This is a genomic window from Brevibacillus sp. NRS-1366 (assembly GCF_050467985.1).
This window is the reverse complement of the sequence record NZ_JBITPN010000018.1, coordinates 21,283-36,353: the sequence shown is the minus strand read 5'-3', so window position 1 is coordinate 36,353 and position 15,071 is coordinate 21,283. Positions and strand designations below refer to the sequence as shown.

The window sequence follows — 15,071 nt, the reverse complement described above, 5'->3', positions numbered from 1 at the left end:
CATGCTCTTCTCATGGCGCACCAGGTAGCCCGAAGTGCTGTTTTAACAGCTCTTTGAATCTCTCGTTATCAATGTTCTCTTTTGAAACTACCCCATCCACCCATTGGGTAAAGGAAGAATCCGTTAAAGTCATATTCCCTTTATTTGTTAGCTTTGTGATTAACGGATTTTTGTTGAAGGGAGATTCCTGATGTTCGGCGATGATCGTCTGGATCTCATTGAATTCTGAGATATCGCTGATAGGATGATCCGAACGGAAGGCATATCCGATTCTCCAATCCGTATCTTTATGTTTTAATTTCATTTCCAGAACATAGTCCCCGTGTTCACTATTTATTTGTCGGACTCGAAATTCGCCGTTGCGAGAAGTGACGACCTCACCGGTTAGAGGAACGGGTTTTAATGGCAAATTCCCGCCAAAGCCAGTATCGACTAAATACGTTTGGTCCTCGTGCGTGATGAGAATCGTGACATGTGTTCGTCCAATGGTGTGATACCCTTGCGTTGCGCCTTTATAAACAACTCCGCGTGACAAGACTGCGTCAAAGCCATTTTCGATTAAAAAGAGATACAATATCGAATTTAATTCGTAACAAAGCCCGCCTTCTTTTTTGACCAGTATTTTATTCACGATGTAGTCTTTTGTGATGTCGTTTAATTTATTTTCAATAATGCATAAATTTTCGAAAGGGATGGCATTTGCTGTTTTTTCTAGAACGTTATCCAATGTTTCAAATGAAACTTTTTCGTTTTCGGGCATACCGATTCTCTTCCGAAATAAAGCAGTAAGTTCACTCATTTATGATTCCTCCAAGAATGGTTTTGCGAATTTGCTAGATAGAAAAAGAGAAGGGGTAGCCCTTTTTGCTATCCCTCCCCTTTTTCCAGCCCGTCCTACGGCAGACGAAGCAGCTCTCCCGGTTTCATCGCTTTTCCTCTGATGTCTTTTTCAGCCAAAGCCTCTACGAATGCCTCTCCATCCTGTTTGATCGGCGGGAAGGTATCGTAATGGATCGGCACTACAAAATCCGCTTCTACCCACTCGGCTGCCTTCAGTGCATCCTCCGGTCCCATCGTGAACACATCCCCGATCGGCAAGAACGCCAAGTCGATGTCATAGGTGTCTCCCAATAGCTTCATATCACCGAACAAGCCGGTATCGCCTGCATGATAGACGGTTTTTCCATCCATTTCGATGATAAAGCCACCCGGCATGCCCATGTAGACAATTTGCTGCTTGTCATCCAGCACGACTGCAGAGCTGTGAAAAGCCTGGGTCATTTTCACTTTTCCGAACGGGAGCGTCGTCGATCCTCCCAGGTTCAATGCGAGAGTCTTGGCTCCCTGCCAACCAAGGTATGTAGCCAGTTCATGCGTAGCCACGATGGTTGCATCGTTTGCTTTAGCGAGCTGGACGGCATCCAAAATATGATCCAGATGCCCGTGAGTCAAAAGAATGTACTGTACGTGAATGTCTTCCAGCTTGGTGGCAGCCAGCGGATTGCCTGAAATAAACGGGTCAATCATGATCGAATGCCCTTCGGTTGTCAATTGAACGGAGGCATGACCGTGAAATTTAATATCCAACATGGTATCCCCTGCCTTTTTCCTTTTCTTACGATCTCTTAACCATATTACCACGAAGGGTACTGGGAATAAAATCCGCACCATCTATATGCTTATTTTTTCTCCTAAGCGAAGTGCTCCTCATACAGTGAATAGCAAAAGATACTTGCACCCCATAGGAGAGGAGTAAATATCTTGAGATGGAAATACTTAAAGACTGTGAAAAAAATTTCCCGCAAACGAATTTGGCTAATTAAAAATGAAAAAGGATCCACTGGGTATTTCAAGTGCCCTCTACGCCATCGAATGAAACAGTACCGCCTGATGGTGGCCAACGAGTACATTGCTGCTGCGCTTGCCAGACGATTGGGGCTCCCAGTTGCCAAGCTGAGTCAGGAAACAGTACGCGGGCCGAAAAAAGAAAAAATGCGGGGCATGGTTTCTGTCAGAATCCGCGCTACCGAAGTCATTACGTGGAATCAGGCTGACAAAGAGGTGCATCTCGCCCCTGAGCACTTCGTCAATGGCAGCGACCTCTTGGCGCAGGTCGTCGTATTTGACACGTGGATTCTCAATCCTGACCGCACGAGCGTCAACATCGTGCTATATCGCAACAACCCCACTGAAAAATATAATTGGTATTTGATTGACCACGGAAGTGCCTTATTTGGGTCACCGAGCAAACCGCCACTCTCCAAGAGAATAAAGGCAAAGCATCCTCAGTTAAACAAAGGCATACGGCTATCTAATGGCATAAAATCATTGATCCTGAAAAACGAAGATGCGGTAGCAGACATGATTCAAAAAATCGAGTCATTAACCAAATCGAATATTAAAAAAGCAATCAAGAGCGTACCCAAGTCCCATTTGTCAAAAGCGAAGGAAAGATTCATTCAAAAGCTTTTGCTTTTTCGCAAACGAAAACTGAGAAAAATCATGTCTGTTATACTTGATCAACTAAACAAGAACTGCCGGGCCGTTTTATGATGCTTTGTGTCCTGGATCGATCCTTGTCATGATGTATATGAATACAAAAAAAGCACCCAAGAGGTGCTTTTTCTGCACTGATCAGCCGTTAAATAAGGGAAAGGAGCGCAATAATCTCCGCGATTCGAATAATGCTGCGGCGGCCGTCAATGCGCATAATAATAGTACTTCTTTTTACATCGACCATTCTGCCTGTAAATATACCATTTCTCGTTTCTACCCGTACATCTGTTCCAATCATACTTTTTGCCTGATCACTGAATGCCATGGTTAATCCCTCCTTATTCTGCATCCTATGTACGTTTGGCATAGCCCTACTAGCGCAAATGCACAGACCGAAAGAAAATGTACTTGTACCCGTAACCATTTGTCCCTGGTGTCGCTGCAAATAGACGAGATTTGTCGCCCGGTGCCAGATTCGCTAAAAACTTCTCCGCGCACTACGAACACTGCAGGTTTTTGTCGCACGATTCCAAAAGGAAAAGATCAATGCATACAGAAACGGATATAGAAGAAGAATCGGGAAATACATGAAGGAGGGATACGCATGGGGGATGTTATTGAATTGGTGGCCAGAGAGCGGACATATAGCGGCAGAGAGGTTGCCGAACTGCTGGGCATCGGGGCGAGCACGCTGCGCAAATGGAGCATGCTATTGGAAAATCACGGCTACTGGTTCCTGCGAGACAATCAGAACCGCAGAGAGTACAGACAGATTGATATCGCTGCACTCCAGCGATTTTACCGTTTAACGAAGGATCAGTTGTTTCCGCAAGAAGAAGCAGCCCAGATGATCGTCACGCATAATACCCCTGAGCCAGCCCGGATGGAAACGGCCGTTGCCCTGGCTCCTGCTCCTCAACCAAAAGTGAATGATGAGGCAATCGTTGCCATTGATGAAAAGCTGCATATCCTAGCCAGTCATGTCCAGCAACAAGACGCTGCCCATCTGGAATTACTGGCTCGGGTGGAAAAGCAGGAAGCATATATCCGCAGTAGCTTGAAAGAACGAGATCGGCGCCTGACAAAAGCGATGAATGATATTATGGATGCCAAGGCTCAGCTAGCGAAAATGAAGGACGCAGAGCGAAAAACAACCCTTTGGCAGAAGCTTTTTCGCATTCATTAATAGAGGTCATCGGCGAGGCGGGAAAAGAATGATGCGATTCTCTTCTAGTTCAATCCGCAGTTTCCCGTCCGCTCCGATCGCCTGGAGATACTCGTAAAAATGATGCCATCGCGCTTTTCTTCCAAGCAATTCTCCGCTTTCACACGTAAAAAACCTCCCGTTGCCAGTAACAGGAGGTTCGTTCACGTTTATTTACTTGCTTTCCATTACGATCTTTCTTGCTGCATTGACAAACATCTTCATGCCCACTTCCAGCGCATCCTCGTCGATGGTGAAGCGTGGATGGTGGTGTGGATAAGTAATGCCTTTTTCCTGGTTACCAGCAGCTACATAGAAGAAGCAGCCTGGAGCTTTTTGCTGGAATGCGGAGAAGTCTTCACCGCCCATGGTTGGTCGCATATGCTCTACCCATTCGGCTCCAAGCGATTCTACTACGACCTCTTCCATCAGCTGTGTGACTTCCGCGTCATTGATTACGGGACGGTAGCCAAACTCGTATTTGAATTCATAGCTTCCACCATGTGCGTCTGTAATTCCTTTGATGACACGCTCCATAAGTGCAGGTACGGACTCACGCAGATTCTTGTCAAAGCTGCGGACCGTACCGCATAGCTTCACCGCTCCCGGAATGACATTGTGTGTCGTACCTCCGATAATTTGCGTAACCGAGAGAACCAGATTATCCAGTGGATCGGCATTGCGGGAAACGACATGCTGAAGGTTTGTTACTACCTGAGCAGCAATCGCGATGCTGTCAATGGTTTCATGCGGCAGTGCAGCGTGTCCGCCTTTTCCAAGCACGGTGATCCAGAACGTATCCGGTGCTGCCATCATCGGTCCTGGGCAAATTCCTACTGTACCAAATTCCATAGTCGACCACAGGTGCGTACCGATAACCATGTCTACGCCATCCATGACGCCCGCTTGTACCATTTCCTCGGCGCCTCCAGGGAATACTTCTTCAGCGTGTTGGAACAAAAAGCGCACTTCACCTTTAATCTGATCCTTCATGCCGGACAAAATCTTTGCCGTGCCAAGCAGCATTGATGTATGGCCATCGTGACCACACGCATGCATCACGCCAGGGTTTTTCGAAATGAATTCAAACGTATTTTCTTCGGTGATCGGCAAAGCGTCCATGTCAGCGCGCATAGCCAAAACCTTTCCTGGTTCGGGACCAATCAGACGAGCCATTACGCTGTTCTTCGTCGGTCTTGTTATTTCCAAATTGCCAAAAGAAACGAGCGTCTCATATACAAACTGAGCTGTTTTTTCTTCGTGGAAGGAAAGCTCCGGATTTTCGTGCAAGTAGCGTCTCCAAGCAACGACCTGCTCTTTCATTGCTTCTACTGCCTGATTCATTGATGCTGCTGTTGTCATCCTAGTTTTCCTCCTCGTCCGGGATCGTCCCTCGCGCCCGGGGGTCTCTTTTTTTCATGTATGATTAACGTTGGTTGGCTAAGGACAATGCGGTGCGATACAGGATTTGTGCACCGTTTGCACAATCCTCTTTGCTGGTGAACTCAGCTGGATTGTGGCTGATTCCATCGCGTGAACGCGCAAAAATCATTCCGACCGGGCACAGATCAACCAACTGCATGCAATCGTGACCAGCGCCACTTGGGAGCGTCATCGTCTCCAAGCCTTCCGCTGCACAAGCTTCTCTGATCGCCGCCTGAATATTGTCCGAACATATAACTGGAGGAATCCGTTGCAGCAATTCTACTGTCAGCCGGACGTTGCGTCTGGCGCAGATCGCTTCGGCTTCGCGCATGATGCTTTGTTCCACTTCGTCAAGAATTGCCTTGTCTACATCGCGCAGGTCAAGGGTAAACTCGACTCGCCCCGGGATGATGTTCACGCCGCCTGGAAACACCTGCATTTTGCCCACAGTGCCTACGCTGACCGGCTTGCGTGCTGCTTCGCGCTCGATACACAGCATGACTTCCGCAGCCGCAGTCAATGGATCGCGTCGCATATTCATCGGTGTTGCACCTGCGTGTCCCGCTTCGCCCTCCAGCACAAACTTGAGCCACAGCGGGCCTGCTACACCGCTCACGACACCAACGGATAATCCGCGACTCTCCAGCACTTTTCCTTGCTCAATGTGAAGCTCCACATATGCTTTCACACTGCCGGGAGTGCGAGCTGCTCCCTTGATTTTCTCGGGGTCTAGGCCGCTTTGCTTCATAGCTTCCGCGATCGAAATACCATCTTTATCCTGAGGAGTAAGCTCATCAGGCTGCAACAACCCGGCAATCCCGCGACTGCCAATCATACCAAAGCCAAAGCGGGTTCCTTCTTCATCAGTAAACGCCAATACCTCAATCGGGTGCTCTGTCTCCACACCCTGCTCATTCATTGTCTGCAGCACCTCTACGCCTGCCAATACGCCAAGCGGTCCATCAAAGTTGCCGCCGCTGGGCACAGAGTCTATGTGTGAGCCAATAAGCACAATAGGAGCCTCGGAGTTTTTCCCCTCTTTTCGTCCAATCAGATTGCCTACCTCGTCTTCGCGCACAGTAAGTCCCGCTTCTTTCATGAAGCCTGCGATCAGATCCTTTGCCGCTCGTTCCTCAGGGGTAAACGAAAGCCTCGTAATCCCTCCTGCCTCACACGTACCGATCGTACTCAGCTGCATCAATCTGTCCCAAAGTCGTTCTGAATTGATCATGGCTTACCATCTCCTGTATCAAAAATCATGCATATCGGCTGATTTACGGTTATGACCTTAATTGTATAATAGTCTGTCTATTTTGTCACTCTGGCGGTGAGGGGCTTTGGTGGTGAGGGGCTTTGGTGGTGGAGAGGAAAATGGAGAAAAGGCTCAAGGTTCTTGGAACACTTCTCTGGGGATGTGCTGCACGGCTCCATGAAAAAAGCGAAACTCGCGTCCAAAGCAGCCGAGCTGGACGTTTCTCAAAGGTGGACGCTTAAAACCGTGTTTCGTTTTTTTCGTTCCGCCTCGGTCGGTGTTCCAAAGACCTTCGCTTTTCTCCATTTTCCTCTTACAAGCCTTTTGTCTTTTTCGTTCCTTTCAATTTGCGGGTTGCTCAGGTAGATGGTAGTCCCCCAATACGTTAAAATACGAATAATCAAGTTCGAACCTACAAAAAGAAGTCCGACCCTCTCGATCGGACTCTTTTTTCTATTTCCAGCCCCATTTTTGGAAGACTTGGTGGGCTTCTTCGGTTTTTAGGTACTCGACAAACTGCTGGGCGGTTTTCTTGTTGTCGGTTGTTTTGGCGATGGCGATCGGGGTACCGCGGTACAGTTTTTCTGCTTCTGGCAGTTGGACGAGATCGGTCTCTTCCACCAGTCGGTAATGCCAGGATTCGTATGTAATCCACGCATCCAGTTGATTGCTGTTTTTCCACAAGGCAACGGCTTCTGCACTGCTTTTGACTGAAATCGCTATGTTGCTCTGGATGCCTGGAATCAGTCCCTGGCGACCGGCGAGATCTTCCCAGAGACCGAGCTGTCCCGCGCCGTTCACATCAATGATTTTCATCCCCGGCTTTGTCAGGTCTTTGATTCCTTCGATTTTTTTCGGATTTCCTTTGCGTACAAGGATTCCGGCCGCTCGCGGGTACAAGGTCGTTCTCGTCTTTTCGTCAATCAGCTCTGGATATTTGCTCACCATCTCCTGCAGCATGTACTCAGAGCCGCCAAAAACGACGTCAGCATCCATTTGTGCCTGATTGATCCAGTTGGCTTCAGGCCCGGCCGTCACTTCTACTTTCAGCTTTGTCTCTTTCGAAAAGCGCTCAGCCAGTTCTTTCATCGGCCCCAGTGGCCCACCAGGCCCATACACATGCATGATCTCTTCTTTTTGCACCACACTCGTGCTAGTTGCCCCAGTACTTGGCTGTGCTGTGTGGGCAGAGCCTAATGCCGCAGTAAAGAGCATGATCGAAAGCGCTGTTACTCCTATGAACGTCTTTTTCATCTGTTCCTCCTTGGGATTTGTCTTGTCACACTAGGTAACGAGCCCAAGTGGAAAACGGTTTGATTTACAGCGTAATTCGATACACTTTACGCGGTCTGCCCCGCGGATTCGGGCTTTCTTCACCGACCACCTGGGCAATTCCTTTTGATTCCAGCTCGATCAGTATTCGTCGGGCGCTTCGGGGTAAAATCTGCATATGCTGCGCCAATTCGTGGGCATTGATCAGGTTCGTCCCCCGTTTTTTCAAAATGGAATCCAGCTTCGACAAAGTCATCACACTCAGCGAGGTCAACTGACTCACCTCTTGAAGCTGCTGGGAAGTATAGCGATAGGCGATCTGTTCGTCACGCCCCAATGGACCTACGACACTTTTGTCATCGAAGAACACCATCCAGTTTCCTGTGCCCCTCTCTTTGGCATGCATCAGCGCTGTTCCTCCATGGATCTCCGCTTCGTAAGCCGTTTTGCCAATGCCGATCCCGCAAGTAACCAGATCAGCGCGTATCCCGATCATTCCTTCTAGATCAGGAATAGTCGTATAGTCGTACGTCACTTCCTGCAAATTCCCGCGGGTGGTAAAAATCACATACCGCCCCGGTCCCGCTGTTTTGAGCGAGCCCTGCAGATACTTGGTGTAGCGAAGCAGCTTTTCCATCGTCTTGATCTCCGCATTTTGCCACTCATCCGTAGAAAAGGTTCCACCACCCAGTTCACGGAACGGATCAATCTCCATCATTTGCACGGCAATTTGCGAGTCTTTGAAATGGAGCATCTCATTCGTACGCAGCAGCATGTGGAGCACGGAGAGTACGCCGGCACGCGTGGGCAACACCCGATGGACGGGGACACCGCGTTTTTCCAGCTCTAAACCAGCGCTTCGCAAACAAGTGACAGCCGCTTTGGTCTTCCCTTCTCGCCACAGCATCTCGTGGTAGTCGGCCAGCTCACTGGCAGAAATCACACCCTCGTAATGCCTCAGCCATTTGAATCCATCCTCAATTCCCGCTTCTTCCAGAAAATGATCCAGCTCATCCGGTGAAAACGTATCGAAGCTCACCTCGTCCACCCTTATTCCCAACTGGTGGGACAAATGTAGCAAGGTTCGATACAAACTAGCCCCGATATGCGGCACGTAAGCCATCGGAACCTGGACCTTGCCAGTAGCGCTAGCCAAGGCGAATGGCACCTGCCCGGAGAACAGCCACATATCCACCTCATCTACATGGGGCAGGAGCAGATCAGTAATATCCTCTTCTTTCCAATAAACAAAGGGCAAATATTCAATTTCGGGAAATTCCGGCATCACTGATTGGATGATGGCAAGAGAATCATCCGCGCCCATTACGCCTAGTCGCAGTTTCAATACACGTCACTCTTTCGCGCGGTTTTGTACCCTAAGGATAGCAAAAAGAAAAGAATTTCAACAGCTAGCCGGTTCGATCATCGACTACCAATGCCCGAATTTCTCCAGACAATCCACCTTCCTCGTCAAGACCCTCTTGCTTTTTCCTTCTACACTCGGTAAAATGTTTGCTCAAAGGGTATTATTTTATGGCAATGAGGAAGAAGAGTAGTCATTTCACGAGGCTTCAGAGAGCTGATGGTTGGTGCAAATCAGTGCTTAGGAAATGGTGAATGGGCTTCCGAGCTCCAAACCGAACCCGCAGGTTAAGCGGCAGTAGGCTTTGGCGTTACGTCCGTACGTTACAAAGGACACCGTATGATTAGTACGGAACAAAGAGATTTTACGAATGGGATTTTTCCCCTGCGTAAAATAACAAGGGTGGCACCACGGTTCATTCGTCCCTGTCCAGGGCGGATGGACCTTTTTGTATTTTCTAGAACTTTCATTCACGTATCGAAAGGAGCAGTAATCCCCATGAAAACCATCTTTTCCGGCATTCAACCCAGCGGTATTTTGACCCTCGGCAACTATCTGGGTGCTATGAAGCACTTCGTTCCGCTCCAGGATGAGTTCAACTGCTTTTACTGCATTGTCGATCAACACGCCATTACGGTCCCTCAGGAGCCGGCTGTCCTGCGAGAAAACATCCGTCGTCTGGCTGCGCTCTATCTGGCAGTCGGCCTCGACCCAAACAAGGTGACCCTGTTTATCCAATCGGAAGTCCCTGCCCACGCGAAGCTAGGCTGGATCATGCTGTGTACCTCTTATTTGGGCGAGCTGGAGCGTATGACTCAGTTCAAAGACAAATCGGACGGCCGCGGCGAATCCATTCCAGGCGGACTGCTGGCTTACCCGCCACTGATGGCAGCAGATATTCTGTTGTACGGTACAGACTTCGTGCCTGTAGGCGAAGACCAAAAGCAGCATCTGGAATTGACGCGCGATCTGGCAGCTCGATTCAACAACCGCTACGGCGATATTTTCACCATCCCAGAAGTACGCCTGCCAGAAACCGGGGCGCGGATCATGTCTCTCGCAGATGGCACCAAGAAAATGAGCAAGTCCGATTCAAACCAGGGCGGCTTTATCTCGATGCTGGATGACGCGGACACGATCACGAAAAAAATCAAGCGGGCGCAAACTGATTCCGACAGCACCGTGCGCTATGACAAAGCAGAGAAGCCGGCAGTATCTAACCTGATGACGATCTACTCGCTTTGCTCAGGCAAAACTTTGGATGAGATCGAGGCTATGTACGATGGCAAAGGCTACGGTGCGTTTAAAACCGAGCTGGCTGAGGTTGTGGTAGAAACACTGCGCCCGATCCAGGAGCGTTACGAGCAGCTATTTAGCTCCTCCGAGCTGGACGATATTTTAACAGTCGGTGCCGAAAAAGCGAGTCATGCCGCAAACCAAATGCTGCATAAGGTAGAAAAAGCGATGGGTATGGCACGTATCTAAACAAATGGAAAACGGGCTGGGAATGTGCTCCCAACCCGTTTTCTTCTATTTACCGTGAATTTCAGGCAACACTTTGATCCGTGCTGATATTGGCTGTTTTCTTAGTGAGCACACTCACTAAACACATCGTGACGATATTGATTACAAGCGCAAGCACCCCGATGTTTAAGTCCTGAACGATTTTGGGCATCGTAGGAAACAAAGTGATCATGGTAACCTTGGCAAAGCTCGTATAAAGGATAAAACCAATACCTAGTGTTATGCCCGCAAACGCTCCTTGCTTGGTGATCGGATTGTTTTTTGTGAAGCTGAAATATAGCGAAGGAGCTAGCTGAATTACCATCGCATAAGCGGTTAGATAAAGGGTGACGAGAGTACTGCTTTCCAGAAGAGCAAACAAGGTGCAAATCATTGATAGGACAATAACGAAAACTTTCGCAACCATAGGCGTTTTTGATTCATTTACATTTGGAAAAACAGAGAAGAAGAAATTTTTCGTCAACATAGTGGATGCAGATATCAGCATCATTGAACCAGGTATCAGTGTAGCCAACAATCCAGTTGCTCCGATAATCCCCACAAACCATGGGTCAAAACTTTTCATGGACAAATTGAGTAAAGCAAAGTCTGTATCTCCACCCTTAAGACCCGGAATTTGAATAGCAGCCGTATACCCTACCAGACAGACAAACAAGACCATTAAAGCATAGAGCGGAAAAACGACCGCATTGAATCGAAAGGCTCGTTCATTTTTTGCAGAAAAGATGACTGGAGCATTATGCGGCCACATAAAGTAACCAAAAGTACTAATAGCGATGGTAGAAAGAAACCAAGACATACTTTTTCCTGATTCAGGAAACATCATGAAGTTTGGTTTCGCTAAATGAACAGCTTCAAACATGGACTGAATACCGCCATAATATTTAAATGGCAGGTAGATTCCCAGGAAGAGGATCACAAAGAAGATAAGGATATCTTTAATAATCGCATTCCAAGCCGAACCATGAATGCCTGACACAAGCACATATACAACAAGTACGATCATCCCGATCCAGATAGCCACCTGGGGAGAGATACTGCCATATGAGGTTGCTGATACGAGAATCCCCATTGATTTAAATAATACAACGATATAGGGAATCAAGGCGACTACACCGATTACGGTAACAAAAATCCCCAATCCCGCACTCTTGTATTTTTTTGAAAATAATTCTGACATGGAAATGATTTGATGTTTCTTTGCATAACGCCAAACCGGTGGCAAGAGCCAATAGGATGTGATCATCCCCAAAGTTGTAAACGCCACGGTATAAAATGCTGCGGGTCCGTTAGCATAAGCAAAACCACTCGTCCCCAATAACGTAAAAACAGAATACGTTTCTCCAGCTAAAAGGATGAAGACTAGGAATTTACTAAATCCTCTTCCTCCAATCGCCCATTGCTCCATATCCATGGTATGTCCTTGCCTCGCGCGAATACCGAGAACAAGACTTAACAGCAAAAACCCAAAAATAATGACGATCGCTGCATTCATTCCGTTTCACTCCCCTTGTTGAGTGGATCAAGACGGTAAATAACCCCAATAATAATGGAAGTAGATATCGCACACCAAATGATCCAAAACATAATAAAGGGCATTCCCAATACATATGGTTCAATGCGATTGGCCCACGGAACTCCAATAAAAATTTCAAAAAAAGGGATAATCGCCAACCAATAATATGGTTTCATTACTTGCACCTTCTTTCGATTTCTCAAGAATATGGGTACGAATGGATACGTCACTCACGGATGAAATCTCCAGGTTGAAATGTGCCGTTGTATTTAATCGATCGGTTGTACAGTTGATTTAATACCGGATACACTTTGTTTCCAGCTGCAATTGATTGAGGAAATAATTGCATTCCCCTCTCAAGTAAATTCTGCAATACCTCAACATCGTTCTGTTCATTGAATAAAGTACTGCGTCCGTCTTTTATTACCATTTTCCCGTTCACGATCACATAGCGAATAGTTCCATTGCCTGCGTGAACTAATTTTCGTGCGATCGGTCCAGGGGTCAGGAAACGATGATCTTTTTCCATAATGACAATATCAGCCAAATTACCTGCCACTAAGTTTCCTGTTTTCCCGCCCGTTAATAGAGCAGCTCCATTTAAAGTTGCCATCGTGAAGGCATCCTCGCCAGCAATCCACGTAGCTGGATCATCATGAGAAGTACGATGAATCATAGCCGCAAACCGTGCTTGATCCATGATTGCATAGGAATCGCTAGTATCTCCGCCATCACTGCCAAGAACAACATTCACACCGGCTTTTCGCATTTCAGGAACCGGACAAAGCCCACTGCCCAATCTCAAGTTACTTGCTGGATTATGGACAACCGTAACACCTGATTCCGCGAGCATTTCAATCTCCGTTTGATCAATCCAGATCACATGTGCCGCAAAAAATTTAGGGCTTAAAGCACCTAACTCTTTTAAATACTGCACCGTCCCCCTCCCGAATCGCTCCTTTATTACCATCCTCTGGCACCGGGTTTCAAGGATATGGGTATGGAGCATTAAGTCATAGCGTCTTGCAAGGTCTATAGCACCCTCAAATAAAGAAGTCGAGCAAAAGTTCGGCCCTCCAGGACCCTCAATGATATTTAGCATCGGGTTGTTTATCGTTTTTGCTTGTTTAATCGCATCTTCAACTAATTTCAACTGCTCTGACGCTGGCAGGACGGGCTTTTTGGAAAGCTCGTCACAAATCTCCCGCGGAAGATCAATTGTGTTTAGACCGTTTATTTCAGCAGTGCTTAAATCGACCATCGCAGGGGCTAGCCATCCACGTATTCCGCTTGTCAAGAGCGCTTTCATGGAAGCTTGAATCGCTTGTGTACTCAGTTTTGGTCGCAAGTACATATGTTCAACAACAGACGTAACCCCATTTCTTAATAGTTCCAGGCAGGCCAAACGAGTAACAGATTCTACTTCGTGCGGCTGAAGATTAGTCATCATATCTAAATACGCCTTGTAAGGAACCCATGTCTCAAGCGGCAATTGCTCGTGCAAACTCCTTTGCCATAATTCAAGCAAATGCGAATGACTATTATGCAAACCAGGATATACGATCATGCCTGTACAATCGATCGTTTGTTCCGCCTCCGTGTGAACGGATGCATGTTCATGAATCGAAACAATTTTCTCGTCCATGATTAAAATGTCTACTTTCTCGATATTCCAGCCATTATCTATCCAACGAACCACTTCTCCGCCACGCAGCAACAATGAGCCCTTCAAAGGTTTATTATTCAAATAAATCTCCTCCTTTTTTAATTAACATGGATCCAGTTCGCATTTCACTATCCGGCAGCCATCATTCTCTTAGCCTTGCGCGTACTTTTTACTTAAAAGAAGCAGCGTTTCCAGCATTACATTTGCTCCTGCCTCAATGTCTTCCCACGAGGTATACTCGTCCGGATGATGACTCACTCCGTCCTTGCTCGGGACGAAGATCATGCCGACATCTGTCAGGGCTGTCATGGAGTTGGCGTCGTGATTCGCTCCGCTGAACATGTATTGGTACGATTCCCCTTGCGTTCGGCAGGCTTCGTCGATACATGCTTGAATCGAGCCTGGCAACGACATCGGATGCTTTTCGACCGCTACAACGATCTGCGCGTCCATATTCGATTGTGACCATAAACGAATCTGTTCTTCGATGCCTTTCATCTCGTCCCAACTGCTGCCACGAATTTCGATCATCAAGTCAGCTTGTCCCGGAACGACATTGGCCAGATTCGGTGAAATCGAAATTTCGCCAACCGTTGTGACAATATCGCTATTTACCGCTACCGCTAGCCGATTTACTTCCTGGATCAGGCGAGTGGCATCCAGCAAGGCATCCTGACGCAGATGCATCGGCGTCGTACCCGAGTGGCTGGCACGTCCTGCCACCTGAACAGCTAATCTCAGGATTCCGGCAATCGCCGTCACAATGCCGATTCGCTTGCCATTTGTCTCCAAAAGCGCTCCCTGCTCAATGTGCATTTCCAGATAGCAATGGTAATCGTCTTTGCTCCGTTTCGCGGATTGCACGTTTTCCCAAGTAAAACCATGTTGGCGTAGTTTGTATTCAAAATTTTCAGACTTATCTACCAAACCTGCTACTGCCCGACTGCCAAATGTCCCGCCCAACAAATTCGCTTCTTCCCCCACGAAGGCGGTCAGCTCTAGCGGGACCTCTGGCAAAAGACCCGCTTCTCTCAAGGTCTCAAGGCATTCCAGTCCCACGATAACGCCTAATGCTCCATCGTACAAACCGCCTTTTGGTACGGTATCGAGGTGCGAGCCGAAAGCAATGGCTGGCTTGGTCATGTCTCCCCATCTGCCAGTCACATTCCCCAAAGTATCCTGGGTCACGGTTAAAGAAAGAGCTTTCATTTTATCCTGCAGCCAGGCGAGTGCCTTTTTTTCCTCGGGAGAGTAAGCCAGGCGGGTGTATCCCTCATTCCCTGCATTGGCCACTGCTCCAACTTCGAGGAGATACTTTTTCAGACGTTCGAGATTGATTTTTTTCGTCCCCAT

Annotated in this window: 14 protein-coding genes and 1 other annotated feature; of the genes, 3 read left to right on the top strand and 11 right to left on the bottom strand. The window is 47.7% G+C overall.

The window, feature by feature from the left end; translation table 11 throughout:
• Positions 1-10: 10 nt before the first annotated feature.
• Together ACIFQN_RS11915 and ACIFQN_RS11910 are read right to left on the bottom strand one after the other, a co-directional pair.
• A complete protein-coding gene (locus tag ACIFQN_RS11915; RefSeq protein WP_429833251.1) occupies positions 11-799 on the bottom strand; it encodes an arylamine N-acetyltransferase family protein in 789 nt (262 codons plus the stop codon).
• 95 nt (positions 800-894) lie between these two features.
• Positions 895-1,590, bottom strand: coding sequence for a metal-dependent hydrolase (locus ACIFQN_RS11910; protein ID WP_429833250.1), 696 nt, complete (start codon positions 1,588-1,590; stop codon positions 895-897).
• A 171-nt stretch (positions 1,591-1,761) separates the two neighbouring features.
• Here ACIFQN_RS11910 and ACIFQN_RS11905 point away from each other — a divergent pair, with 171 nt between their 5' ends.
• Complete coding sequence (locus ACIFQN_RS11905; protein ID WP_429833249.1) at positions 1,762-2,553, top strand: HipA family kinase; 792 nt, start codon at positions 1,762-1,764, stop codon at positions 2,551-2,553.
• Between the two features lie 88 nt (positions 2,554-2,641).
• Here ACIFQN_RS11905 and ACIFQN_RS11900 read toward each other — a convergent pair whose 3' ends face one another.
• Positions 2,642-2,821 carry a DUF2642 domain-containing protein gene (locus ACIFQN_RS11900; protein ID WP_429833248.1) on the bottom strand — a complete coding sequence of 60 codons (180 nt, stop codon included), beginning with the start codon at positions 2,819-2,821 and terminating at the stop codon, positions 2,642-2,644.
• A gap of 279 nt (positions 2,822-3,100) precedes the next feature.
• Between ACIFQN_RS11900 and ACIFQN_RS11895 the strand changes: the two genes are divergently transcribed.
• Positions 3,101-3,682: a hypothetical protein gene (locus tag ACIFQN_RS11895; protein WP_429833247.1), complete on the top strand. Its 582-nt coding sequence runs from the start codon at positions 3,101-3,103 to the stop codon at positions 3,680-3,682.
• A 192-nt stretch (positions 3,683-3,874) separates the two neighbouring features.
• On the opposite strand, the gene ACIFQN_RS11890 is transcribed toward ACIFQN_RS11895, so the two are convergent.
• The 4 genes from ACIFQN_RS11890 to ACIFQN_RS11875 form a co-directional block, all read right to left on the bottom strand.
• Positions 3,875-5,062 (bottom strand): M20 family metallopeptidase, encoded by a 1,188-nt coding sequence (locus ACIFQN_RS11890; protein WP_429833246.1) that lies wholly within the window; start codon positions 5,060-5,062, stop codon positions 3,875-3,877.
• 64 nt (positions 5,063-5,126) lie between these two features.
• Positions 5,127-6,356 carry a Zn-dependent hydrolase gene (locus tag ACIFQN_RS11885; RefSeq protein WP_429833245.1) on the bottom strand — a complete coding sequence of 410 codons (1,230 nt, stop codon included), beginning with the start codon at positions 6,354-6,356 and terminating at the stop codon, positions 5,127-5,129.
• Between the two features lie 474 nt (positions 6,357-6,830).
• Positions 6,831-7,631, bottom strand: a complete 801-nt coding sequence (locus ACIFQN_RS11880) for an extracellular solute-binding protein (protein ID WP_429833244.1) — start codon at positions 7,629-7,631, stop codon at positions 6,831-6,833.
• A gap of 64 nt (positions 7,632-7,695) precedes the next feature.
• Positions 7,696-8,994, bottom strand: a complete 1,299-nt coding sequence (locus ACIFQN_RS11875; protein WP_429833243.1) for an ArsR family transcriptional regulator — start codon at positions 8,992-8,994, stop codon at positions 7,696-7,698.
• A gap of 185 nt (positions 8,995-9,179) precedes the next feature.
• Positions 9,180-9,442: a binding site (T-box leader), on the top strand.
• Between the two features lie 68 nt (positions 9,443-9,510).
• On the opposite strand from ACIFQN_RS11875, the gene trpS reads away from it, so the two are divergent.
• The gene (trpS, locus tag ACIFQN_RS11870) at positions 9,511-10,497 is read left to right on the top strand and encodes a tryptophan--tRNA ligase (RefSeq protein ID WP_429833242.1); all 987 of its coding nucleotides are present in this window, start codon (positions 9,511-9,513) and stop codon (positions 10,495-10,497) included.
• A gap of 61 nt (positions 10,498-10,558) precedes the next feature.
• On the opposite strand, the gene ACIFQN_RS11865 is transcribed toward trpS, so the two are convergent.
• The 4 genes from ACIFQN_RS11865 to ACIFQN_RS11850 all read right to left on the bottom strand — a co-directional run bounded on the left by ACIFQN_RS11865 (position 10,559) and on the right by ACIFQN_RS11850 (position 15,071).
• A complete protein-coding gene (locus tag ACIFQN_RS11865; RefSeq protein WP_429833241.1) occupies positions 10,559-12,031 on the bottom strand; it encodes a sodium:solute symporter family protein in 1,473 nt (490 codons plus the stop codon).
• Positions 12,028-12,228 carry a DUF3311 domain-containing protein gene (locus ACIFQN_RS11860; RefSeq protein ID WP_429833240.1) on the bottom strand — a complete coding sequence of 67 codons (201 nt, stop codon included), beginning with the start codon at positions 12,226-12,228 and terminating at the stop codon, positions 12,028-12,030. The genes ACIFQN_RS11865 and ACIFQN_RS11860 overlap by 4 nt, the downstream gene beginning before the upstream one ends.
• Positions 12,229-12,278: 50 nt before the next feature.
• Positions 12,279-13,799: an amidohydrolase family protein gene (locus ACIFQN_RS11855; RefSeq protein WP_429833239.1), complete on the bottom strand. Its 1,521-nt coding sequence runs from the start codon at positions 13,797-13,799 to the stop codon at positions 12,279-12,281.
• Between the two features lie 69 nt (positions 13,800-13,868).
• The gene (locus tag ACIFQN_RS11850) at positions 13,869-15,071 is read right to left on the bottom strand and encodes a Zn-dependent hydrolase (RefSeq protein ID WP_429833238.1); all 1,203 of its coding nucleotides are present in this window, start codon (positions 15,069-15,071) and stop codon (positions 13,869-13,871) included.

Excerpts from the sequence above, each read along its gene's own strand:
- ACIFQN_RS11915 (WP_429833251.1), bottom strand. The coding sequence starts at position 799 with ATGAGTGAACTTACTGCTTTATTTCGGAAGAGAATCGGTATGCCCGAA.
- ACIFQN_RS11910 (WP_429833250.1), bottom strand. The coding sequence starts at position 1,590 with ATGTTGGATATTAAATTTCACGGTCATGCCTCCGTTCAATTGACAACC.
- ACIFQN_RS11900 (WP_429833248.1), bottom strand. The coding sequence starts at position 2,821 with ATGGCATTCAGTGATCAGGCAAAAAGTATGATTGGAACAGATGTACGG.
- ACIFQN_RS11895 (WP_429833247.1), top strand. The coding sequence starts at position 3,101 with ATGGGGGATGTTATTGAATTGGTGGCCAGAGAGCGGACATATAGCGGC.
- ACIFQN_RS11890 (WP_429833246.1), bottom strand. The coding sequence starts at position 5,062 with ATGACAACAGCAGCATCAATGAATCAGGCAGTAGAAGCAATGAAAGAG.
- ACIFQN_RS11885 (WP_429833245.1), bottom strand. The coding sequence starts at position 6,356 with ATGATCAATTCAGAACGACTTTGGGACAGATTGATGCAGCTGAGTACG.
- ACIFQN_RS11880 (WP_429833244.1), bottom strand. The coding sequence starts at position 7,631 with ATGAAAAAGACGTTCATAGGAGTAACAGCGCTTTCGATCATGCTCTTT.
- trpS (WP_429833242.1), top strand. The coding sequence starts at position 9,511 with ATGAAAACCATCTTTTCCGGCATTCAACCCAGCGGTATTTTGACCCTC.
- ACIFQN_RS11865 (WP_429833241.1), bottom strand. The coding sequence starts at position 12,031 with ATGAATGCAGCGATCGTCATTATTTTTGGGTTTTTGCTGTTAAGTCTT.
- ACIFQN_RS11860 (WP_429833240.1), bottom strand. The coding sequence starts at position 12,228 with ATGAAACCATATTATTGGTTGGCGATTATCCCTTTTTTTGAAATTTTT.
- ACIFQN_RS11850 (WP_429833238.1), bottom strand. The coding sequence starts at position 15,071 with ATGGGGACGAAAAAAATCAATCTCGAACGTCTGAAAAAGTATCTCCTC.